This window comes from Pseudomonas sp. NPDC077649, assembly GCF_044542855.1.
Lineage (GTDB): Bacteria > Pseudomonadota > Gammaproteobacteria > Pseudomonadales > Pseudomonadaceae > Aquipseudomonas.
The window spans coordinates 788,487-809,125 of sequence record NZ_JBITVF010000001.1; the positions used below are offsets into that span (position 1 = coordinate 788,487).

The window sequence follows — 20,639 nt, forward strand, 5'->3', positions numbered from 1 at the left end:
GTCCTTGTTCATGGCTGGCTCGCCTGCAGGCTGTTCTGTTCGCGCCAGGCGTTGCCACGCGCCTCGCGCTCCTCTTGCAGCAGGCGCTGGGCCTCGGCCAGTTGCGCCGGGGTCAGGCGCTGGGCGATGGCATGGGCCAGCTCGTGGGTCTGCGGCGTGTTGCGCGGCAGGGCGAGCTGGCTGAAGACATAGGCATTGACCGGGTTGGGCTTGACGCCGCGGCCCTGGCTGAACATCTGCGCCAGGGCGAAGTCGGCGCTGAGCTGGCCGGCGCGGGCGGCGCTGAGCAAATGATCGAGCGCCTGTTGCGGGTAGACCTCGCCGAGGTAGCCGCGCAGGTAGAGCTGCCCCAGGTAGTAGTTGGCGCTGGGCTCGCTGGGCGCGGCCTTGCGCAGGTGCTCCTCGGCTTTCTTCGGCTCCTGCGGCAGCAGCTTGCCTTCGTAGTACAGGCGCCCGAGCAGCAGCTCGGCGCGCGGCAGGGCGGCGTCGCGGCCCTTGTCCAGGTAGCCGAGCAGGGTCTCGCTGTCGCCCTGCTGCGGGTAGTCGTAGAGCAGCCGCGCCAGGCTGACCCAGGCGGCCGGATGCTGTGGCGCGATGGCTTCGAGCAGCTCCTGTGCGCGCCCGGGCTGCGGCTGGCCGACTTCGGCATCGGCCAGCACCTGGGCCACGGCGTCGACCCGGTTGGGCGACACGCGGCCGGCGCGGTAGTCGGCCATCAGCTGTTCGAGCAGGGCGTCGAGCTCTTCGGCGCGCCCCTGCTTCTGGTACACCGTGGCCAGCTCGACGTAGCACACGTCGTTCGCCGCCAGGCCGGCCTGGCAGATGCGCTCGATTTCGCCCAGGTGCTGGTCGTAGCTGCCGTCGCTGCGGTAGACGAGGATTTGCGCCAGTTCGGCCTGCGGCAGTCCCTGCTGGCGCCAGTCATGGATGCGTTGCGATAGGTTCATGGCGGGGAAGTCCTGTGGGTAGAACAGGTAGAGCTCGGTCAGCGGCAGCAGCACGCCGGGCTCGCCGGCGCGGCTGGCGGTCTCCAGCAGTTCGGCCGCTTCCTGGCGCTCGGCGGAGCTGCTGCCGGGCTTGCGCGCCAGCAGCTTGCCGAGCCGCGCCTTGGCCCGCGGCGAACCGTCGAGGGCCTGGCGATAGACGCGCTCGGCCTCGGCCAGGTCCTGCGGCTGGCCGTTGGCGACATACAGGTCGGCCAGGCCGATCTGCGCTTCGTCGTAACCCAGTTCGGCGAGCTGGCGGAAATGCCGCTCGGCGGTCTGCTGGTCGCCGCGCTGCAGCGCCTCGCGGGCCAGGCGTTGATCGGGCAGACCGGCGCAACCGGCGAGGGCGGCGCTCACGGCCAGGCCGAGCAGGGCGGGGCGGAGAAGAGGCAGAGACATGGCGTTAACGTCCGGCGGCGATGGCCCGGTCGACCAGCCAGCTCAGCGACGGGCCGCGGTCGATGACCACGTCCACCGGCTGGCCGGCCAGGCTGGCGGGCAGGGTCTGTTCGGGCTTGATCTGCACGCGGATGTCGGCGGACAGGCCGCCATCGTGCAGGCTGCTGCTGACGATCTCGCCGCGGCGCGGCTGGTCTTCGCCGGCCACCTTGAAGCTCACCGGGGTACCCGGGCGCGCCTGTTCCAGGTGGCGGTAGGGGAAGCTGGCGCTGACGGTGGCGATGCCGTCCTGCGGCACCAGTTCGAAGATCACGTCGCCCTTGCTGGCGAACTGGCCGTCGGCCACCAGCTGGCGGGCGATCTTGCAGTTGCACGGGCTGGTCAGGGTGCCCTGCATCTCGCGGCTGAACAGTGCCTCGATCTGGCTCGGCTCGAGCTGCTCCTCGCCCAGATGGCCCTTGAGCATCTCCAGCATGCTGGTGGTGAAGGTGGCGATCGGTGCGCCTTTCTCGACGATGCCGTCGGGCTGCACCAGGCTCTGCACGCTGCCTTCGCGCGGCATGGTCACCTGCAGGGCGGGCAGGCTGATCTGCGCCGACTGGGCGTGGGTGACGAAGTACAGGCCGTAGATCGACTTGCCGATGTAGCCGAAGGCGGCCAGGCCGACGAGGAAGATCGCGGTGCTGAAGGTCACCGCGCGCAGGCGGCCGAACAGGCCCATGCCGCCGCCGGCACCGTTCTTGCGCGCCTTGGTGAAGTTCTCGCGCTGGAGGATGTGCAGCACCTCGCCGACGTTGACCAGCTCGCCGGCCAGGTGGGCGCTGATCAGGTGGCGCAGGGCGGCGGTTTCGCGGGTGCCGAGGTTGTGGAACTGGCAGCCGACGCGGCCCTGTTCGGGCTGCACCGAGCAGACCTGGAAATCCATGTCCAGGCCCAGCACCAGGCTGTCGAGCTGGAACTGCAGCTGGCCGCGATGGAAGTCGCCGACCTTGTGTGCGGTGCGTTCGCTGGCGAAGCTGAAGCCGCCGGCGGAGACATCCAGCAGGCGCACGTCGATGCGTTCGCGCTGGGCATTGCTGTAGCGCAGGCGTCCAGGCAGCTTGACCCGAGCGTGCTGGCGCTGGGCCTCGGACTCATGGACGACGTTGAGGTTGGCGACTGAGTTCATGGTGGCTAGTTCCTATTCGAGTTCGGTCATACCAGCGCCAACAGCGCGGCGATGAATACACAGGAGGCAGAGAAGGTCATGGCGCGCGACGACCAGCTGTTGAACCAGTTGGCGAAGCTGGACAGGCCGCGGTTGAGCTTGGTGTTCTGGCGCGTCCAGGACTGCTGGTCGAGGCGGAAGAACACGTAGATCTTCACCAGGGCGCCGACGATCTGGTTGTAATAGAGCAGCACCGGGTAGGCCGGGCCGACGCGGTGGCCGGAGAGCATCAGCAGCACTGTCAGAACCAGGCGCGTGCTGCCAATCCACAGCAGGTAGATCAACAGGTACATCAGGCTGTACTTGATGCTGGCGATGATCGCCACGCACAGGCCGAGCAGGCAGGTCCACATCGACACGCGCTGGTCCAGCAGCACCAGACTGGTGAAGGCGCCGAGGCGATTCAGGCCCAGGCGCAGGGCGCGCGAGTTCTGCCGCAGGTTGTTGCCGTACCAGCGGAACATCAGCTTGCGGCTGGCCTTGATGAAGCTCTTCTCCGGCGGATGCTCGACCGTGTTGATCGCCGCATCCGGCACGTAGAAGGTGTCGTAGCCCAGGCGCATCAGGCTGTACCAGCTGGACTTGTCGTCGCCGGTGAGGAACTGGAAGCGGCCCAGACGCCAGTGCTCGAGGTGATCGCTCTCCACGTCGCGGATGAACTCGGGGTCGGTCACCACGCTGGCGCGGAACACCGACATGCGCCCGGTCATGGTCAGCACGCGCTTGGAGAGGGCCATCGAGCACATGTTGAGGTGGCGCTGGGCGAAGCGCAGCTTGTGCCACTCGCTCATCAGGTAGCTGCCGCGCACCTCGCAGAACTCGTTGGTGGTCAGCCCGCCGACGTTGGGGAACAGCTTGAACCAGGGCACGCTCTTGCTCACCACGCCCGGCTCGAGCACGGTGTCGCCGTCGATCACCGCCACCACCGCATCGCGATCCGGCTGCTGCCGGGAGATGGCGCGGAAACCGTGGGCCAGGCCGTCGCGCTTGCCGGTGCCGGGAATGCGCACGATGTTCAGCTTGACGTGCGCCGGCGGCTGGGCCTGGGCCCAGAGCGTCTTGATCAGCAGCTCGTCGGACAGCTCGACGATCGAACACACCACGGTGCTCGGGTAGCCGCAGTCGATCGCCTCGCGGATCACCGAGCGATAGACCATGGCGGTGGTCAGCGCCTCGATGCGAAAGCTGGTGACCAGCAGAAAGACATGAGAGGGGTCGGCATCCTTGCCGAGTCTTTGTACCTTGCGGCGATACCAGGGATACACCAGGTAGAGGAACAGGCAGCCGCGCACGAAATGCACGGCGCCCATGGAATAACGCCAGATGCCGACGATGCCGATCAGCAGGAGGAAGTCCCGCGATTCGGGGTCGAACACCGTACGTGGCAGGGCCAGTGCCAGCAGCATCAGCGCGCTGAGGTACAGCAGCCAGCCGCTGGCGTGGTTGAGGCCGTTCTTGAGCTTGTCCATATGCGTCTCTCGGTGCCCGCGCGCAGGGCGCGCGGGCACGCTTGGCCTTACCAGCAGATGCCTTCGGCCACGCCATTGCTGGCGTGCGGCATGAAGCCGACCAGGTCGATCACCCGCTTGCCGCTGGGTGCCTGCGCGGCCAGCTTGGCGAAACGCTCGTCGCCGTTGCCGAGGACGATGATGTCGGCCTTGGCGATCACCGCGTCGAGGTCGCTGCCCAGCAGCGAGGACACGTGCGGGATCTTCGACTCGATGTAGTCCCGGTTGGCGCCGTGGACGCGGGCGTATTCGACGTTGCGGTCGTAGATGCCCAGGTCATAGCCCTTGCCGATCAGCATCTCGGCCAGTTCCACCAGCGGGCTCTCGCGCAGGTCGTCGGTGCCGGCCTTGAAGCTCAGGCCGAGCAGGGCGACCTTGCGGGTGTCGTGGCTGGCGATGATGTCGAAGGCCTTCTGCACCTGGGCGGCGTTGCTGCGCATCAGCGAGCCGATCAGCGGTGCCTCGACGTCCAGGCTGCCGGCGCGGTAGTTCAGCGCGCGCACGTCCTTGGGCAGGCAGGAGCCGCCGAAGGCGAAGCCGGGCTTCATGTAGTACTTGGAGAGGTTGAGCTTGTGGTCCTGGCAGATCACGTCCATCACCTCGCGGCCGTCGACGCCGACCGCCTTGGCGATGTTGCCGATCTCGTTGGCGAAGGTGACCTTGGCCGCGTGCCAGACGTTGCAGGTGTACTTGATCATCTCGGCGACTTCGATGTCCTTGCGGATGATCGGCGCGTCCAGCTCGCCGTAGATGCTGGCCAGCAGGTCGCCGGAGGCCTTGTCCAGTTCGCCGATCACGGTCATCGGCGGGAAGTCGTAGTCCTTGATCGCGGTGCTCTCGCGGAGGAACTCGGGGTTGACCGCCAGGCCGAAGTCGACCCCGGCCTTCTTCCCGGAGCAATCCTCGAGGATCGGCAGCACCACGTTCTTCGCGGTACCCGGCAGCACCGTGCTGCGCACCACCACGGTATGACGGCCGGGCTTGTCGCGCAGGGCGTAGCCGATCTCGCGGCACACGCCTTCGATGTAGTTCAGTTCCAGGTCGCCGTTCTTCTTGCTCGGCGTGCCGACGCAGATGAACGACACGTCGCTCTCCAGCACGGCGGCGGCGACGTCGGTGGTACCGCGCAGGCGACCTTGGCGCAGGCCCTGTTGCAGCAGTTCCTCCAGGCCGGGTTCGACGATGGGCGATTTGCCGTTGTTGATCAGCTCGATCTTGTGCGCGGAGATATCCACGCCAATCACCTCGTGGCCGCGGGCCGACAAACAACCGGCGCACACGGCGCCCACATAACCCAAACCGAAAATACTGATTCGCATGGTATTCACCTCGTCCGTTCGATGCGTTTTCAAATACTGGCCAAATGGCCAAAACTGTTCTGCGAACTTGCTGTTTGTGCGTCAGCAAGTTCCTTCAGGCATAAGTAGGGTAGGGCGCCGGAAGTGGCGCCAAATGTGGGCCTTTATATAAAGTGGTGGCCCTTGGGTATTGTCTGTTAGGCCCGAGTGGAGGCCTCTGTTTCGGTACTCTTGCGCGGGTGTCTATCTCCCTCTGGTGGCCCGTCTACTTTCTTCCGGGCGAAACCGCCCAGCGAAGGTTGATTCGCATGGTGGCAGTTTAAAATGGCAAGAAAGTTATGTATTGAAATGTGTTACGGGCTGTATGAGTGCATGACTTTTGCGATAGTTCCTACCGTTCGTCCTGTTCCTGAACGCAAGCTGAACGATTAATTGATCGCAAGTTAATGGCAACTTGCAAATTGCACGATGGCACTTTGCAGTTTAATTGGCGTGCAATTAGCGGGTAACTAAGGACGGGCAATGGCTCGCGCTAAAACAGGCCGGCGTCGAAATTGCCAAGGCGTGCGGGTTTGGTTGGCGGGAACCAAGGACGTGGAGGCGCCACGGCTTCGATGGCCAGGGCTGCGGGACGGCCAGGCAGGCCAGTCGCTGCGGCGGGAGAGGAGGCGGCCGGGCAGAGCGCCGGGCCGCGAGGCGAGGATCAGTCCTGCGGCTGGTCGCGCAGGAACACCAGGTTGTCTTCCTTGGAATGCTCGGCCGAGTAGCGGTAGCCCTGGTAGTCGAAGTCCTTGAGGCCCTCGGGGTTGGTCAGGCGCTCCTTGATCACGTAGCGCGCCATCAGGCCGCGGGCCTTCTTGGCGTAGAAGCTGATGATCTTGTACTGGCCGTTCTTCAGGTCCTTGAACTCGGTGTCGATGATCCGCGCCTTCAGCGCCTTGCGCTTGACCGCGCCGAAGTACTCGGTGGACGCCAGGTTGAGCAGCACCTCGTCGCCCTGGGCGGCCAGCGCCTCATTCAGCCAGCCGCTGATGCGCTCGCCCCAGAAGGCATAGAGATCCTTGCCGCGACCGTTGACCAGCTTGGTGCCCATCTCCAGGCGATAGGGCTGCATCAGGTCCAGCGGGCGCAGCACGCCATACAGGCCGGAGAGCATGCGCAGGTGGGCCTGGGCGAAGTCGAAATCGTCCTCGGAGAAGTCCTCGGCATGCAGCCCGGTGTAGACGTCGCCCTTGAATGCCAGCAGCGCCTGCTTGGCGTTGGACGGATTGAACGGCCGCTGCCAGCTGCCGAAGCGCGCGGCGTTGAGGCCGGCGAGCTTGTCCGAGAGGTGCATCAGTTCGGCGATCTGCGCCGGGCTGAAGTCGCGCAGCTGCTCGATCAGTTCCTGGGCGTGGTCGAGGTGTTCGGGTTGGGTGAAGCGCGGCGTGGCCGGCCGGGTCTCGTAGTCGAGGGTCTTGGCCGGTGAAATCACCATCAGCATGGACATCTGCTCCTGAAAGTCTGGCGGCGATTCTAGAAGCTGGGGCCGGGCAAGACCACCTATAGGGGCGATTGAGTCAGGACAGCGACCGCAGCGCCCAGCCCGGAGGCAATCCGGAACCTAGTGTGCAGGAACGGGCGCCAGGCGCCGGCTTGACCCCGGGGCCGCCCCGGGGTTGTAGTGTGGCGGCGAACCTCGCACAGGGAGTCGTCATGACGAGCTGCAACCATTCGCGCTGGGAGCCTTCCCACGACTATCGCCCGCTGGAGTCCACGGCCGAGCGCCAGGCCTGGCGGGTCACCGCGCTGACCGGCGCGACCATGCTGGTGGAGATCGCCGCCGGCTACGCCTTCAACTCCATGGCCCTGCTCGCCGACGGTTGGCACATGGCCTCGCATATGCTCGCCATCGGCCTCACCGCGCTGGCCTACCTGCTGGCGCGGCGCTATGCCAACGACCGGCGCTTCGCCTTCGGCACCTGGAAGGTGGAGGTGCTGGCCGGCTTCGCCAGCGCCGTGCTGCTGCTGGTGGTGATCGCCCTGCTCGCCGTCGAGTCGTTGTGGCGTCTGTGGCGGCCGCAGCCGATCGCCTTCGACATGGCCCTGGCGGTGGCGGCGCTCGGCCTGCTGGTCAACCTGGCGTCGGCCTGGATGCTGCGCGACCAGCACGAGCATGGCCACGGCCATGCTGGGCACGATCACGATCACGATCACGATCACGATCACGCGCCGGCCGGCGGGCGCGATCTCAACCGCCACGCCGCCTTCCTTCACGTGCTGGCTGATGCCCTGACCTCGGTGGCGGCGATCCTCGCCCTGCTCGGCGGCTGGTGGCTGGGCTGGAACTGGCTCGACCCGCTGATGGGCGTGGTCGGCGCGCTGATCATCGCGGTGTGGGCCAAGGGCCTGCTGCTGGAGACCGCCAAGGTGCTGCTCGACCGCGAGATGGACAGCCCCCTGGTGGAGCGTGTGCGCACCGCGTTGGAGCAGGAGCACGACACCGAGCTGGCCGACCTGCACCTGTGGCGCGTCGGTCGCGCCCAGTACGCCTGCATCGTCAGCGTGGTGACCCATGGCGAAACCACGGCCGATCGCTACAAGGCCCGTCTGGCGGGCTTTGCCGAGCTGGTGCACGTCACGGTGGAGGTCAATCGCTGCGCCGAGGTCGACCACGGCTGAGGGCGAAAAACGACGGGTGGGACTTCGGACTGTAACGGCGTCGTCGGAGCCCGCCAAGCGCTATTTGTCGTGGCGACAAATAAACCGGTAAAACCACAAAAAAACGTTTTTCTGTCACCTGAATTGGAGTAATTAAACAGCAAGACCGCCGAAACCTGCAGACAGGTGGCGGCCACTGGCCCTCACCTTGCTTGCACCTTCTCAGCCCCGGCACTGAGGAGTCGGCGGCCTCTCCGCGGCGCAGCACCGCCTTGGTATTGCGTCGCTTGGCTACTACAAGAAGGTGACCGAGTATGGATGACCACGGACGCTCCAAGCCCACCGCTCCAACCCTCTACGCCCTCGACACCAACGTCCTGATCCACGATCCGAACGCCTTGCTGAACTTCGAAGAGCACCACGTCGCCATCCCGATGACGGTGCTGGAGGAGCTCGATAAGCTGAAATCCGGCAAGCACGGCGTCGCCGCCGAATGCCGCCAGGCCATCCGCCTCATCGATCAGATCCTCGGTGTCGCCAGCCCGGACGACGTGGAGCACGGCGTACCCATCCAGCGCGGCAAGAGCGGCCCCTGCGGGCGTCTGTCGATTCTCATGAGCAAGCGCGCGGCGCCCATCACCTGGCTGCCGGAAGACCTCAACGACAACAAGATCATCAACCAGCTGGTGGAGCTGAAATCGCGTAATCCGGGGTTGTCCGTGGTGCTGGTGACCAAGGACATCAATATGCGCCTGAAGGCGCGCGCCTGTGGTATCGATGCCGAGGACTACCACACCGACCAGCTGGTGGACGACGTCTCCCTGCTGTCCAAGGGCTACCACGACATGACCGGCTCCTTCTGGGACCGCGTCAGCAAGGTGGAAACCCGCCAGGACCACGGCCGCACCTGGCACCGGGTGCAGCTCACCGACAACCTGCCGGCGGTGCACATCAACGAGTTCATCCTCGACGAGCAGGGCTTCGTCGGCTGGATCAAGGCGATCAAGGGCGACGAGCTGGTGATCCTCGACATGCACCAGGAGCCGCTGCTGCACCAGGAAGCCTGGGGCCTCAAGCCGCGCGACGTGTACCAGTCGCTGGCGCTGTTCGCCCTGCTCGACCCGGATATCCACCTGGTCAACCTGTCCGGCGCCGCCGGTTCCGGCAAGACCATCCTGGCGCTGGCCGCGGCCATCGAGCAGACCATGGTCAGCAAGCGCTACCGGCGCATCATCGCCACCCGCAGCGTGCAGGGGCTGGATCAGGAGATCGGCTTTTTGCCCGGCACCGAGGCGGAGAAGATGGAGCCCTGGCTCGGCGCCATCACCGACAACCTCGAAGCCCTGCACATGGACGACGAGAGCACCCACGGCAGCGTCGACTACATCCTGCAGAAGGTGCCGCTGCAATTTAAGTCGCTCAACTACATCCGCGGGCGCAGCTTCCAGCAGAGCCTGATCCTCATCGACGAATGCCAGAACCTCACCCCGCACCAGATGAAGACCATCATCACCCGCGCCGGCAACGGCTCCAAGGTGGTGTGCCTGGGCAACCTGGCGCAGATCGACACCCCCTATCTGTCGGCGCCCAGCTCGGGCCTGACCTACCTCACCGAACGCTTCAAGGACTTCCCCCACGGTGTGCACATCACCCTGCAAGGGGTGCCGCGCTCGATCCTCGCCGAATACGCGGAAACCCATATGTAGCGCTCGGGCTGTTGAGCGCTCGCGCCCCTGTTCGCAAGAGCAGGGGCGTTGTTATTTGCGCGCCTTCTAGGAGCGGCCTCAGCCGCGATGGTCGCGGATAAATTCGCTGCTACAGAAGCAGGGTGGAGCCCCGGCATATGACGCGGCATCGCTTTTTTATGCCTGCCAAATCCTGACCCAGGGGTTTACAATCGGCCGATCCCCGCCTGGAGCTTTCCCGTGCTGACTCACCTCGATTCCCAAGGCCGCGCGCATATGGTCGACGTCACCGATAAGGCGACCACCTTTCGCGAAGCTACCGCCGAAGCGCGCGTGCGCATGCTGCCCGCCACCCTGCAGATGATCGTCGCCGGCGAGCACCCCAAGGGCGACGTGTTCGCCGTGGCGCGTATCGCCGGCATCCAGGCGGCGAAGAAAACTTCCGACCTGATCCCCCTGTGCCACCCGCTGATGCTCACCGGGGTCAAGGTCGAGCTGAGCGCAGAGGGCGAGGATGCCGTGCGCATCACCGCGCGCTGCAAGCTGTCCGGCCAGACCGGCGTGGAGATGGAGGCGCTGACCGCCGCCAGCGTCGCCGCGCTGACCATCTATGACATGTGCAAGGCGGTGGACCGCGGCATGGTCATCGAGAACGTGCGCCTGCTGGAGAAACTCGGCGGCAAGAGCGGCCACTACAAGGCGGAGGAGCCAGCATGATCCGCGTGCAGTATTTCGCCCGTTACCGCGAAGCCCTGGGCCGCGACGAGGAGCAACTCAGCGGCGATTTCGCCAGCCTCGACGAACTGCGCCTGCACCTGCTGGCCCGTGGCGGCGAGTGGGAGGTGCTCGGCGAGCAGAACCTGATGTGCGCGCGCAACCAGGAACTGTGCGGCCTCGACGAGCCGCTGAGCGAAGGCGATGAAGTGGCCTTCTTCCCCACCGTTACCGGCGGCTGATACCCCTGTAGGAGCGGTCGGGCGGCGCTCCGCGTAGGGTGGGCTTCAGCCCACCAATCGGCTCACCAAGAGCCCGCCGACCGACCCTGACCACAGCCCTCATCAAACGAGACACGCCCGCATGACCATCCGCGTCCAAACCCAACCCTTCGACCCCGGCAGTGAACTCAACGCCCTGCACGCCGCCAACCTCGGCATCGGCGCGGTGGTGAGCTTCGTCGGCTACGTGCGCGACTTCAACGAAGGGCGCGACGTCGGCGGCATGTTCCTCGAACACTTCCCCGGCATGACCGAGAAGGCCCTGGCCAAGATCGCCGACGAGGCGCGCGCGCGCTGGCCGCTGCTGGGCATCGAGATCATCCACCGCATCGGTCGCCTGGAGCCGGGCGAGCCCATCGTCTTCGTCGGCACCAGCAGCGCCCACCGCCAGGCCGCGTTCGACGCCTGCAACTTCGTCATGGATTATCTGAAGACCCGCGCGCCGTTCTGGAAGAAGGAAGACACCAGCGAAGGCCCGCGCTGGGTCGAAGGCCGCTGCAGCGACCAGAGCGCCGCCGAGCGCTGGAAACGGTAGGGCGCGCCCGATCTACGCCAATGCCAGATGCACCCGTAGCGCAATCGGCACCAGCATCAGCAACACCCCCAGGCCGAGCACGCGCACGCCCCATTCGTGCTCGCGGAAGTTGAAACCGACCCCCAGCAGCACGAAGCCGCCGATCAGCAGCACCAGCATCAGGTGAAAGTGATCCATCGCTCTTCTCCGCCTCGCTGTCCTGCTTTCAGCCTAGTCGCTGTGCCGGTCTGCGGCGCTGACCTGTGGCAATGAAGGCCTGACCCGATTGGCGACAAGCCGCGGCCTGATCGGTCGCTGCCGCTGTCGGCGGCTTGCTGCATACTTCGCCGCAGTCATCGTCAAGGATCGTCCATGCGCCTGTTTCCCACCCTGCTGCTCGCCGGCCTGCTGAGCGCCGCGCCGCTGTCGGCCGCCGAACGCAGCTTCACCATCCTGCACAGCAACGACTGGCAATCGCGCCTGCTCGGCTTCGGCCCCGACAACGAATACAGCCCGGCCACGCTGAACGACGACGACACGGTCGGCGGCGTCGCGCGCCTGGCCACCCTGCTGCGCGAGCGCCGCGCGGCGGCCGAGGGCGAGGCGGTGCTGCTGCTCGATGGCGGCGACTTCACCATGGGCACGCTGTTTCACACCGTCGCCCGCGAGATGGGCAGCGAACTGCGCCTGATGAGCGAGCTGGGCTACGACGCCGCGGTGCTCGGCAACCACGAATTCGACTTCCGCCCCGCCGGCCTCGCCGCGATGATCGGCGCCGCGCACAGGGCCAAGGGCGAGGCGCTGCCGGCGCTGCTGTCGAGCAATATCCGCTTCGACCCCGCGCGCAAGGAGGACGACAGCCTGCAGGCGCACTTCGAGGCCGGGCGCATCCTGCCGTACCAGCTGATCGAGCGCGGCGGCATCCGCTTCGGCCTGTTCGGCCTGCTCGGCAACAACGCCGTGGCGGTCAGCCCGATGATCAAGCCGGTGACCTTCGCCGACCCTGTAGAGACCGCCAAGATCATGGTCGCCAAGCTGCGCGAGGAGGGCGCCGAGGTGGTCATCCTGCTCTCGCACATGGGCGTCACCCAGCAGGCCGACGGCAGCTGGCGCGGCGAGGAAGTGGAGCTGGTCGAGCAGGTGCCGGGCATCGACATAGTGGTCGGCGGCCATTCGCACGTGGCGCTGCCGCAGCCGGTGCTGGTCAATGGGCGCACCCCGGTGATGCAGGCCGGCTCGGAAATCCAGTACCTCGGCGAGCTGCGCATGAGCCTCGACGCCGACGGCGTGCCGCGCCTGCGTGACTACCGCCTGCACCCGCTCGACGACCGCATCGCCGGCGACGCGGCGATCACCACCCAGGTCGAGGGCTTCAAGCAGGTGGTCAGCGAACGCATGCTGGCGCCCAAGGGCTATCGCTTCGACCAGCCGCTGGCCAAGGTCGACCAGCGCCTCGGCCGCGACTTCACCGATACCACCCTGGCCAACCTGGTCACCGACGCCCTGCGCCACGCCGCCGGCGCCGACCTGGCCTTCACCGGCAACGGCACCATCCGCGACGACCTGATCAAGGGCCGCCACGGCGTGCAGAGCGTCTCCGACCTGTTCCGCATCGCCCCGCTGGGCATCGGCCAGTTCGACGACGAACCCGGCTACCCGCTGATCAAGGTCCACGTCAGCGCCCGCGAGATCAAGACCATGCTGGAGGTGCTGCTGCTCGCCTACCAGCTGCGCGACAGCCGCAGCTACTACCCGCGGGTGTCCGGCGTGCGCTTCAGCTACAACCCCTGGCGCGTGCCATTCGACCGCGTCAGCCGCATCGAGATCGGCGACCCGGTCAACGGCTACCGCGAGCTGGATCTGGATGACCCTCGCCTCTACAGCATCGGCGCCACCAGCTACGTCGGCAGCTTCACCTGGCTGGTGCCGGACCTGACCAGGGGCCTGCTCGACGTGGTGCCCAAGGATGCCGCCGGCCGCCCGCTGCCGCGCATCGAAGACGCCATCATCGACCAGGACCCGGACACCCCCGGCGTGCAGGAACTCAAGGAATGGCAGGCGCTGCTCGACCATATCCGCAACCTGCCGGACCTGGACGGCGACGGCCTGGCCGACATCCCCACCAGCGGCGCGGCGGCCGAGCAGCGCATGCTGCGCCAGCCCAGCCTGCACCCGGCCGAACTGCTGCGCCTGGCCGGCCCGCTGCAATGGGGCGCCAGCGCGGTGATCCTGGCCGGCCTGCTGCTGATCCTCTGGCTGCTGACCCGTCTGCTGCGCCGCCCCAGAAGCGTCGAGCCAGCGGCGGCGTCGGGCGCATCGCCGGATTGATGCGTCGCCCTCAGGGGCGCCGCGTGCACCAAGGCTCGAGGCTCCGCCCGCAGGGTGCGCCGTGCGCACCGAGGCTCGACGCCCCCGGCGCCTGCCCCGCAACCTTGCCAAGCCCCCACTGCCTCCGTATGGTGCAAGGCCGCCCGATCCGGAAGCGACGCCATGCTGGCTCAGCACAACCCATGCCCTGGCCGCGCCTCGCGGGCCGTAAATTTCGCCGACTGCCCGCTGCGCCACGCCCAATGAATTCGCTCAACCCTTCCCGTCCGCTGGCTCTGTTCGGCCTGCTGCTGGCCGTGCTCTGCTGGTCCGGCAACGCCCTGGTGGCGCGCGCCTTCGCCGGCGAGATCCCGCCCTTCGCCCTGTCGTTCTGGCGCTGGAGCCTGGCCCTGGCGCTGCTTCTGCCCTTCGTCGCGCTGCCGCTGTGGCACCACCGCCAGCAACTCAAGGCCGCCGGCTGGCGCCTGCTGCTGGTCGCCGGCCTCGGCATCGCCGGCTACAACTCGCTGCTGTACAGCGCGGCGCAGACCACCGCGGCCATCAACATCACCCTGGTCAACACCTGCCTACCGCTGATGACCTTTATCGGCGCGGGCCTGCTGCTCGGCGAATGGCCGGCGCGGCGCGCCTGGTGGGGCATGGCCCTGGCCGCCATCGGCCTGCTGGTGCTGATCGCCCAGGGCCAGTGGAGCCGCCTGGCCAGCCTGTCGTTCAACCGCGGCGACCTGATCATGCTGCTCGCCGTAGCCGACTGGGCGCTGTACTCCCTGCTGCTGCGGCGCTGGTCCGGCTACCTGCACGCCATCCCGCCGCTGGCGCTGCTCGGCGTGCTGATCCTGCTCGGCGTGCCGCTGATCCTGCCGTTCTACCTGTACGAACTGAGCCAGGGCGCGCACTTCGCCAGCACCCCGAGCAACCTCGCCGCCATCGCCTACACCGCGGTGTTCGCCTCGCTGCTGGCCTACCTGGCCTGGAACCACGGGGTCAAGGTCATCGGCGCGGCCAAGGCGGCGCTGTCCAACTACCTGATGCCGGTCTTCACCGCGCTGCTCGGCTGGCTGCTGCTGGGCGAAGGCCTGCAGCCCTACCACTGGGCCGGCGCCACGCTGATCTTCGCCGGCCTGCTGCTGGCCACCCGCCCGGGCAAGGCCTGAGTGAACCGCTGCGCGGCGCAGGAGCCCGGCGTGCGCCGCTCGTCTCCCCGCCGCACCGCACGCACGATATTTACCCGGCTCATCTGTCTAACCGCCTTGGGGGATAACCGCAGAGGAGACCCCGCTATGTTCAGACCGATGCTCCCCCTGTTCGCCCTCGCCGTGCTGATCGCCCTCAGCGGCTCTTCCTGTCACGACCACCACCCACGCGGCGATGGCGGCGACATGTCGCAACAGAAGCAGGAAAAACCGCGCAGCCCCACGGGCGGTGGTGGGGGCTATTGAGCGCCTGCGAGAGGGATCGCACCTGAGCCCGGTTCGCCAGCCGGGCGTTCGCCGCCGGCTGGCGCAAGCCTGCTCCCGGCTGCCGCATGCAGCCCGGCTAACCGCTTGATAAAGCGTAAATTTATCTAGGGTTCAGGGTTGACAGTCGCCACCGAGACGCGGAAAATGCGCGCCACGTTGGCTACATAGCTCAGTCGGTTAGAGCGCAGCATTCATAATGCTGATGTCCCAGGTTCAAGTCCCGGTGTAGCCACCATAAATTTCAAGGGGTTAGCGCAAGCTAACCCCTTTTTGTTTGTGCGCGAAAAGTGACTACGGCCCGGCTTTCAGTTGGAACGGGTTAGCCTCGATCCTGCCAGGGATCGGCCAGCGCTACGCCCAGTGCTTCGAAGCGGCGGATACTGCTGGCGAAGTCCTTATCGAACATGACCGAAGCCGCATCGAGCCCCCCTGTTTACGCTTGCCGTCCGGCATCCTGGCACTGCCATAAAGGATCTCCGCAACGGTGATCGAGCTGAGCTGGGCATCGACCCATGCAATCGCTTCGGGAGCAGGCTGCGCGCGCATAGGCTCGGACAGCACATTGGTATCGAGCAGGATCATCCGTCGAAGCTCGCTGCTCGGGCTTTGTCCTGGCGCGCTGGCAAATCGAGGTCTGCGCCGCCTACCGCAGCGAAGCGCGAGTGGATACGGCTACCCAGTCCGCCGTGCTTCTGATGGCGGGCAAGGGTCTGGCGAAGGATCACGCGGGCTTTTTCTTCCATCGAGCGACCATGGCCGGCTGCGACTACACGCAGTTGAGCCTTGAGCTCGTCGTCCAGGTTGCGGATGGTGATGCTGGCCATGCCGCCGGTTCCTGTGAATGCGCTGCAATCATTGATAGCAAACAAGGGCGTTACGCGCTTGTCGACGGCAGCTCTGACGAAGCGGGGGAGTGGCCAGGTGGGGTGGCCACCTTGCGGGGGAGGGCATAAGCCGTTAAATAAATCTGTCCCCTTTTGCCCCTAAGAAAAACCCCGCGCAAGCGGGGTTTTGTTATTCCAAAGACCTATTGCTGGTTTTGCTTCTTTTGATTGAGCTTGCTTTTTTGGGCTTTTTCTCGTTTTTTTCGTCTGAATCATCAATAGATTGGCGCTCAGCAAGTCCTTCCTGGCGATCTTTCTCATCTTGCTGGGCTTCATCTTGGGCTGCGCTATTAAAATCAGCGGCAGGGAGCATCCACAGACCGTGAGGACCTCTAGCCGTGAGATTAGAGATCATCTCCCGAATAGAACCGTAGAGAATTGCATATCCAGTAGCGCGGACAGCTCTGAAAAGATCAGCGCCTTTATGTTTGTCGGCGTTATAGCGCATGTAAGCAGTTGCTTTAACATCAACGCTATAAGGCAAAATTATCTCAGATTTTTGATTTTCTTGGCTGAGCACCAAGTTCAAGGTGAAGGAAAAAAATTTAGGGTCTTCCAGTTGATCGTCTGGATAAGACAAGCCTACCGAGCGAAAGAATCTAGAGCCTTTATAGTTAAATTCGACTTTTTTCAGCTCAGACGAAAATACCCCATCGAACTCAGGGTTTGCCTCAACACTGATTTTTTCGAATTCGATTTTGTCAACGGAAAGCAAAGGCGCCTTCATTGGCGACCTCCATATAAATGGGTTCGTTCCTGGGGGCGAGCATTGCCATGTCACGCATTTTTTTCATGTGCTTATGAAGATCTACGGAGTCACCGTTAAAATCGATGTCCTCAGTAACCTCGGAAAAACCAATTTCATCTTTGTATCGATCGGCAATGCAGATGTTAAGCTTTTCACCAATAGAGGCGGCAAGCATATACATGGTTTCGATTTTAAGGTTTTGGTCGCCGCGAAGCATGCGAGAAACATTGGCTTCGGAAACATCAAGTCGCTGAGCGATGTCGATGTTCTTCAATCCTTTACTAATCATTGCTCTTTTGATGTCAAAGGCAAACGCAGATCGCCAAGTAGGGCCAAAGATTTCAAGGTCTTCTTGAATCTGGCTAGCAATCTCATAGTTAGTCATGGTAAACCTCAGTTAACGGGGGCCATCAATTTAGTGTCTAAAATTGACTTTATAGTATGTTCTGCATAGGCTTTTATTTCAGGTGGAGTGTTTTGTTGGTCTTTATGTAAGGCCTCCAAAACAAAGATGAATCGTCCGCACTTGCCATTGTACGGGTAGACGTAAATTCTGTCTTTCTTGCCTTTTTTTAGTTCGTAAAGTGACTCGGTTTTGCCTTTATATTTAAAGGAGTGAGCCACTTTATAGATGACGACGGAGCCGTTAAAAAATTGGCTAAAGTCATCCAAGGTAACCGCGCGAAACAAGGCGTCGACCATCTGAAGGTAGAAGGAGCGCTTCTTGGGATCATCTACATTCTCAGCTATAGATTTAACCAGATGCGACTTATCAACGCTTTGCGCGCCTGAGAGGATCATGACTGGTGTCCACTTATCGACTCCGCCACCTGCGATAGGAGCTTTAGACGGATTGATCCCTGCCTTCTCAAGCATGAGCTTCCTTGTCAGTTTCGTTAGCTTCATCCGCACACCTTAACACGCAGGTTAACTCAAGCATGCCATCTCTTCAAGCTGGCGGCAAGGATTAAACTGCATGATATGGCTTTGTGCCAGCGCTTGGCGTATGTGAGGAGCGGCGACTACATTGACCTGATTTTCTGGAAAGAGCTGGTCTAGCCAGCATAGGGGGGCGCTGCGGCCCCGATTTATGGGGCTTTCTGGCTCGGTGGGGTGATTCGTCGCGAACTCATAATGCTGATGTCCAGGTTCAAGTCCCGGTGTAGCCACCATAAATTTCAAGGGGTTAGCGCAAGCTAACCCCTTTTTGTTTGTGCGCGAAAAATTGCGCCATATGACGCCGAGTTACGCCTTTAGCGCATTAGTCGTTCCAGCGCGTCATCCACATGCGCCTGCCATTCCCCCTGGCCCATTTCCTGGTAACCGTTGCTGCCGGCGAAGGCGCTGCCGATGACCAGGTCGGGTTCCAGTTCGCGCAGGCCGGTGATGCTGGTGGCCATGGTCTGGCGGTCTGCGGGGCTGTTGTGGCCGGCAATAAAGCCGGCCTTCCAGCTGCCGTCCGCGCTGCGGTACAGGGTGTCGCCGGTGAACAGGTAGCGCTGGCCGGTCGGGCTATGCACCAGAAAGCAGGTGCTGCCGGGGCTGTGCCCGGGAGTGGGGATCACGTCGATATTGCCGAGCAGCGTTTCGCGGTCGTCGAACAGGATGTCTGGTGTGACGAAGCGGGCGAATTCCGCCTGCTCCCTGCGGTGGCCGCCAAGCCGAGTGCCGAAGCGCTGGCGGATCTGCAGCAGCGAGTCGCCCAGTTCGTCGCGGTGGCTGAGCAATTGGTAGGCGACGCCGCCCAGCTCGCCCATCCGTTCTATCTCCTGCTGCAGGCTGGTGTTGAAGAACAGCAGGTTGCCGGCCTCGCGGGTCAGCAGGTAGGCATGGGTGGTCAGGCCCGGCATGGGGGTCTCGGTGGCGGTTTCCCAGAGGTCGTCTCGAATCTGTTGCATGGCTGGCTCCTTGGTCTTGGGAGGGATGGAGGCCAGCCTAGGACCTCAAGTTAGGTTGAGGTCAAGGATGAGGAGGGCGGCTGAGGGGCTCGCTCGGTGGGAGTATGGCGTCGTCGGCGATAGGCGCTTTCGCCGCGGGGCGTGGCTCCTGCAGTGGGGGAGGGCCGGGCGTGAGAGGCTTGCTGTCACCTGTAGGAGCGGACTTATCCGCGATATTCATGAAGGAATCGCGAATAAATTCGCTCTTACGGATCGTGGGCGATAGGCAAAGAAAACCCCGCCGAAGCGGGGTTTTCTTTATGCGCTGACAAGGCTCAGACGTTGAAGCGGAAGTGCATCACGTCGCCGTCCTTGACGATGTAGTCCTTGCCTTCCAGGCGCCATTTGCCGGCTTCCTTGGCGCCGGCTTCGCCCTTGTAGGCGATGAAGTCGTCGTAGGCGACCACTTCGGCGCGGATAAAGCCTTTCTCGAAGTCGGTGTGGATCACGGCGGCGGCCTGCGGGGCGGTGGCGCCGACGCGCACGGTCCAGGCGCGTACTTCCTTCACCCCGGCGGTGAAGTAGGTCTGCAGGTTGAGCAGCGAGTAACCGGCGCGGATCACGCGGTTCAGGCCCGGCTCTTCCATGCCCATGGTTTCGAGGAACATCTGCATTTCTTCCAGATCGTCCAGTTCGGCGATCTCGGCCTCGATCTTGTTGCACACCGGCACGACGATGGCGCCTTCTTCCTTGGCGATGGCGTTGACCACGTCGAGGTGCGGGTTGTTCTCGAAGCCGTCTTCGGCGACGTTGGCGATGTACATCACCGGCTTGGTGGTGAGCAGGTGGAAGGTCTTGGCCAGGCGCTTCTCGTCGTCGCCCAGGTCCTTGAGCAGGCTGCGCGCGGGCTTGCCTTCGGTGAAGTGGGGGATGAGTTTTTCCAGCAGGGCCTTCTGCGCCACGGCTTCCTTGTCGCCGCCCTTGGCGGTGCGGGCGACGCGCTGCAGCTGCTTCTCGCAGCTGTCGAGGTCGGCCATGATCAGTTCCAGGTCGATGATCTCGATGTCGCGCTTGGGGTCGACGCTGTTGGCGACGTGGATGACATTCTCGTCTTCGAAGCAGCGCACCACGTGGGCGATGGCGTCGGTCTCGCGGATATTGGCGAGGAACTTGTTGCCCAGGCCTTCACCTTTCGACGCGCCCGCTACCAGGCCGGCGATGTCGACGAATTCCATGGTGGTGGGGATGACCTTCTCCGGCTTGACGATCTCGGCCAGGGCGTCCAGGCGGCTATCGGGCATCGGTACGATGCCGCTGTTCGGCTCGATGGTGCAGAAGGGGAAGTTTTCCGCGGCGATGCCGGATTTGGTGAGGGCGTTGAACAGGGTGGACTTGCCGACGTTGGGCAGGCCGACGATGCCGCAGTTGAATCCCATGATGTGTCCCTCGAGGGAAAGGTGGTTACTTGGTGGCCTTCTGGCTGTGCAGCTTCTGCATCGCGCGGGTCCAGTCGCCTGCGAGGATGTCGGGCAGCACGCCGAGGGCGAAGTCGATGCTTTGGTCGAGCAGTTCCTGTTCGCTGCGTGGGGCGCGTCCGAGCACGTAGCCGGAAACCAGGCTGGCGTGCCCCGGGTGGCCGATGCCGAGCCGCAGGCGATGGAAGTTATTCTGGTTGCCGAGCTGGGCGATGATGTCGCGCAGGCCGTTGTGTCCGCCGTGGCCGCCGCCCTGTTTGAGCTTGGCGATGCCGGGCGGCATGTCGAGTTCGTCGTGGGCCACCAGGATCTCTTCGGGTTTGATCTTGAAGAAATTGGCCAGGGCCGCCACGGACTGGCCGCTGCGGTTCATGTAGGTGGTGGGGATGAGCAGACGAACTTCGCGCCCCTGGTGGTTGAACTTGCCCACCAGGCCGAAATACTTGCGATCGACGCTGAGGTTGACGCGCTGGCTGTCCGCCACACGCTCAACGAAAAGGGCCCCTGCATTGTGCCGGGTCTGGTCGTATTCGGGGCCGGGGTTACCCAGGCCAACGATCAGTTGTACGGCAGTCATACAGGAGCCCTTTCGAGGAAATCGCCCGGCGTGATCGCCTACCGGGCGGGTTCCGCGC

Annotated in this window: 21 protein-coding genes, 1 tRNA gene and 1 pseudogene; 9 read left to right on the plus strand and 14 right to left on the minus strand. The window is 64.2% G+C overall.

What is annotated here, in order from left to right; translation table 11 throughout:
* Positions 1-8 precede the first annotated feature (8 nt).
* The 5 genes from algK to yaaA all read right to left on the minus strand — a co-directional run bounded on the left by algK (position 9) and on the right by yaaA (position 6,881).
* Positions 9-1,385 carry an alginate biosynthesis TPR repeat lipoprotein AlgK gene (gene algK, locus ACIGFL_RS03470; protein ID WP_397496145.1) on the minus strand — a complete coding sequence of 459 codons (1,377 nt, stop codon included), beginning with the start codon at positions 1,383-1,385 and terminating at the stop codon, positions 9-11.
* 4 nt (positions 1,386-1,389) lie between these two features.
* Positions 1,390-2,553, minus strand: a complete 1,164-nt coding sequence (locus ACIGFL_RS03475; RefSeq protein ID WP_021441932.1) for an alginate biosynthesis protein Alg44 — start codon at positions 2,551-2,553, stop codon at positions 1,390-1,392.
* 26 nt (positions 2,554-2,579) lie between these two features.
* Positions 2,580-4,061, minus strand: a complete 1,482-nt coding sequence (locus ACIGFL_RS03480; protein ID WP_397496146.1) for a glycosyltransferase family 2 protein — start codon at positions 4,059-4,061, stop codon at positions 2,580-2,582.
* Between the two features lie 47 nt (positions 4,062-4,108).
* On the minus strand, positions 4,109-5,419 hold the full coding sequence (gene algD / locus ACIGFL_RS03485; protein WP_021441934.1) for a GDP-mannose 6-dehydrogenase: 1,311 nt from the start codon (positions 5,417-5,419) through the stop codon (positions 4,109-4,111).
* A 682-nt stretch (positions 5,420-6,101) separates the two neighbouring features.
* Entirely contained in the window at positions 6,102-6,881 is a 780-nt protein-coding gene (yaaA, locus tag ACIGFL_RS03490; protein WP_021441935.1) for a peroxide stress protein YaaA, read from the minus strand.
* A 212-nt stretch (positions 6,882-7,093) separates the two neighbouring features.
* Between yaaA and dmeF the strand changes: the two genes are divergently transcribed.
* The 5 genes from dmeF (at position 7,094) to moaE (ending at position 11,253) form a co-directional block, all read left to right on the plus strand.
* The gene (gene dmeF / locus ACIGFL_RS03495; RefSeq protein ID WP_397496147.1) at positions 7,094-8,059 is read left to right on the plus strand and encodes a CDF family Co(II)/Ni(II) efflux transporter DmeF; all 966 of its coding nucleotides are present in this window, start codon (positions 7,094-7,096) and stop codon (positions 8,057-8,059) included.
* A 293-nt stretch (positions 8,060-8,352) separates the two neighbouring features.
* Entirely contained in the window at positions 8,353-9,744 is a 1,392-nt protein-coding gene (locus ACIGFL_RS03500) for a PhoH family protein (RefSeq protein ID WP_021441937.1), read from the plus strand.
* Positions 9,745-9,963: 219 nt separating this feature from the next.
* On the plus strand, positions 9,964-10,440 hold the full coding sequence (gene moaC, locus ACIGFL_RS03505; protein WP_122108283.1) for a cyclic pyranopterin monophosphate synthase MoaC: 477 nt from the start codon (positions 9,964-9,966) through the stop codon (positions 10,438-10,440).
* A complete protein-coding gene (locus ACIGFL_RS03510) occupies positions 10,437-10,679 on the plus strand; it encodes a MoaD/ThiS family protein (RefSeq protein WP_397496148.1) in 243 nt (80 codons plus the stop codon). The genes moaC and ACIGFL_RS03510 overlap by 4 nt, the downstream gene beginning before the upstream one ends.
* A gap of 121 nt (positions 10,680-10,800) precedes the next feature.
* Positions 10,801-11,253, plus strand: a complete 453-nt coding sequence (gene moaE / locus ACIGFL_RS03515; RefSeq protein WP_397496149.1) for a molybdopterin synthase catalytic subunit MoaE — start codon at positions 10,801-10,803, stop codon at positions 11,251-11,253.
* A gap of 12 nt (positions 11,254-11,265) precedes the next feature.
* On the opposite strand, the gene ACIGFL_RS03520 is transcribed toward moaE, so the two are convergent.
* Positions 11,266-11,430 (minus strand): hypothetical protein, encoded by a 165-nt coding sequence (locus ACIGFL_RS03520; protein WP_021441941.1) that lies wholly within the window; start codon positions 11,428-11,430, stop codon positions 11,266-11,268.
* Between the two features lie 174 nt (positions 11,431-11,604).
* Between ACIGFL_RS03520 and ACIGFL_RS03525 the strand changes: the two genes are divergently transcribed.
* The 4 genes from ACIGFL_RS03525 to ACIGFL_RS03540 all read left to right on the plus strand — a co-directional run bounded on the left by ACIGFL_RS03525 (position 11,605) and on the right by ACIGFL_RS03540 (position 15,255).
* A complete protein-coding gene (locus tag ACIGFL_RS03525) occupies positions 11,605-13,560 on the plus strand; it encodes a bifunctional metallophosphatase/5'-nucleotidase (protein WP_397496150.1) in 1,956 nt (651 codons plus the stop codon).
* Positions 13,561-13,802: 242 nt separating this feature from the next.
* Positions 13,803-14,714, plus strand: a complete 912-nt coding sequence (locus tag ACIGFL_RS03530) for a DMT family transporter (protein ID WP_397496151.1) — start codon at positions 13,803-13,805, stop codon at positions 14,712-14,714.
* A gap of 126 nt (positions 14,715-14,840) precedes the next feature.
* On the plus strand, positions 14,841-14,999 hold the full coding sequence (locus tag ACIGFL_RS03535) for a hypothetical protein (RefSeq protein ID WP_397496152.1): 159 nt from the start codon (positions 14,841-14,843) through the stop codon (positions 14,997-14,999).
* A gap of 179 nt (positions 15,000-15,178) precedes the next feature.
* Positions 15,179-15,255 (plus strand) — tRNA-Met (locus ACIGFL_RS03540).
* 126 nt (positions 15,256-15,381) lie between these two features.
* Here the strand turns inward: ACIGFL_RS03540 and ACIGFL_RS03545 are convergent.
* The 8 genes and pseudogenes from ACIGFL_RS03545 to pth all read right to left on the minus strand — a co-directional run.
* A pseudogene (locus tag ACIGFL_RS03545) lies at positions 15,382-15,602 on the minus strand (VapC toxin family PIN domain ribonuclease); the annotation flags it as partial.
* Positions 15,599-15,844 carry a FitA-like ribbon-helix-helix domain-containing protein gene (locus ACIGFL_RS03550; RefSeq protein ID WP_397496153.1) on the minus strand — a complete coding sequence of 82 codons (246 nt, stop codon included), beginning with the start codon at positions 15,842-15,844 and terminating at the stop codon, positions 15,599-15,601. The gene ACIGFL_RS03550 and the pseudogene ACIGFL_RS03545, both read right to left, overlap by 4 nt.
* A gap of 190 nt (positions 15,845-16,034) precedes the next feature.
* Entirely contained in the window at positions 16,035-16,631 is a 597-nt protein-coding gene (locus ACIGFL_RS03555; protein WP_397496154.1) for a hypothetical protein, read from the minus strand.
* Positions 16,606-17,037, minus strand: a complete 432-nt coding sequence (locus ACIGFL_RS03560) for a helix-turn-helix domain-containing protein (RefSeq protein ID WP_397496155.1) — start codon at positions 17,035-17,037, stop codon at positions 16,606-16,608. Before ACIGFL_RS03560 ends, ACIGFL_RS03555 begins: the two co-directional genes overlap by 26 nt.
* A gap of 8 nt (positions 17,038-17,045) precedes the next feature.
* Positions 17,046-17,558, minus strand: a complete 513-nt coding sequence (locus ACIGFL_RS03565; RefSeq protein ID WP_397496156.1) for a hypothetical protein — start codon at positions 17,556-17,558, stop codon at positions 17,046-17,048.
* A gap of 347 nt (positions 17,559-17,905) precedes the next feature.
* The gene (locus ACIGFL_RS03570) at positions 17,906-18,550 is read right to left on the minus strand and encodes an MBL fold metallo-hydrolase (RefSeq protein ID WP_397496157.1); all 645 of its coding nucleotides are present in this window, start codon (positions 18,548-18,550) and stop codon (positions 17,906-17,908) included.
* Positions 18,551-18,864: 314 nt separating this feature from the next.
* A complete protein-coding gene (ychF, locus tag ACIGFL_RS03575) occupies positions 18,865-19,965 on the minus strand; it encodes a redox-regulated ATPase YchF (protein WP_021446127.1) in 1,101 nt (366 codons plus the stop codon).
* Positions 19,966-19,990: 25 nt separating this feature from the next.
* Complete coding sequence (gene pth, locus ACIGFL_RS03580) at positions 19,991-20,581, minus strand: aminoacyl-tRNA hydrolase (RefSeq protein ID WP_031304062.1); 591 nt, start codon at positions 20,579-20,581, stop codon at positions 19,991-19,993.
* Positions 20,582-20,639 lie beyond the last annotated feature (58 nt).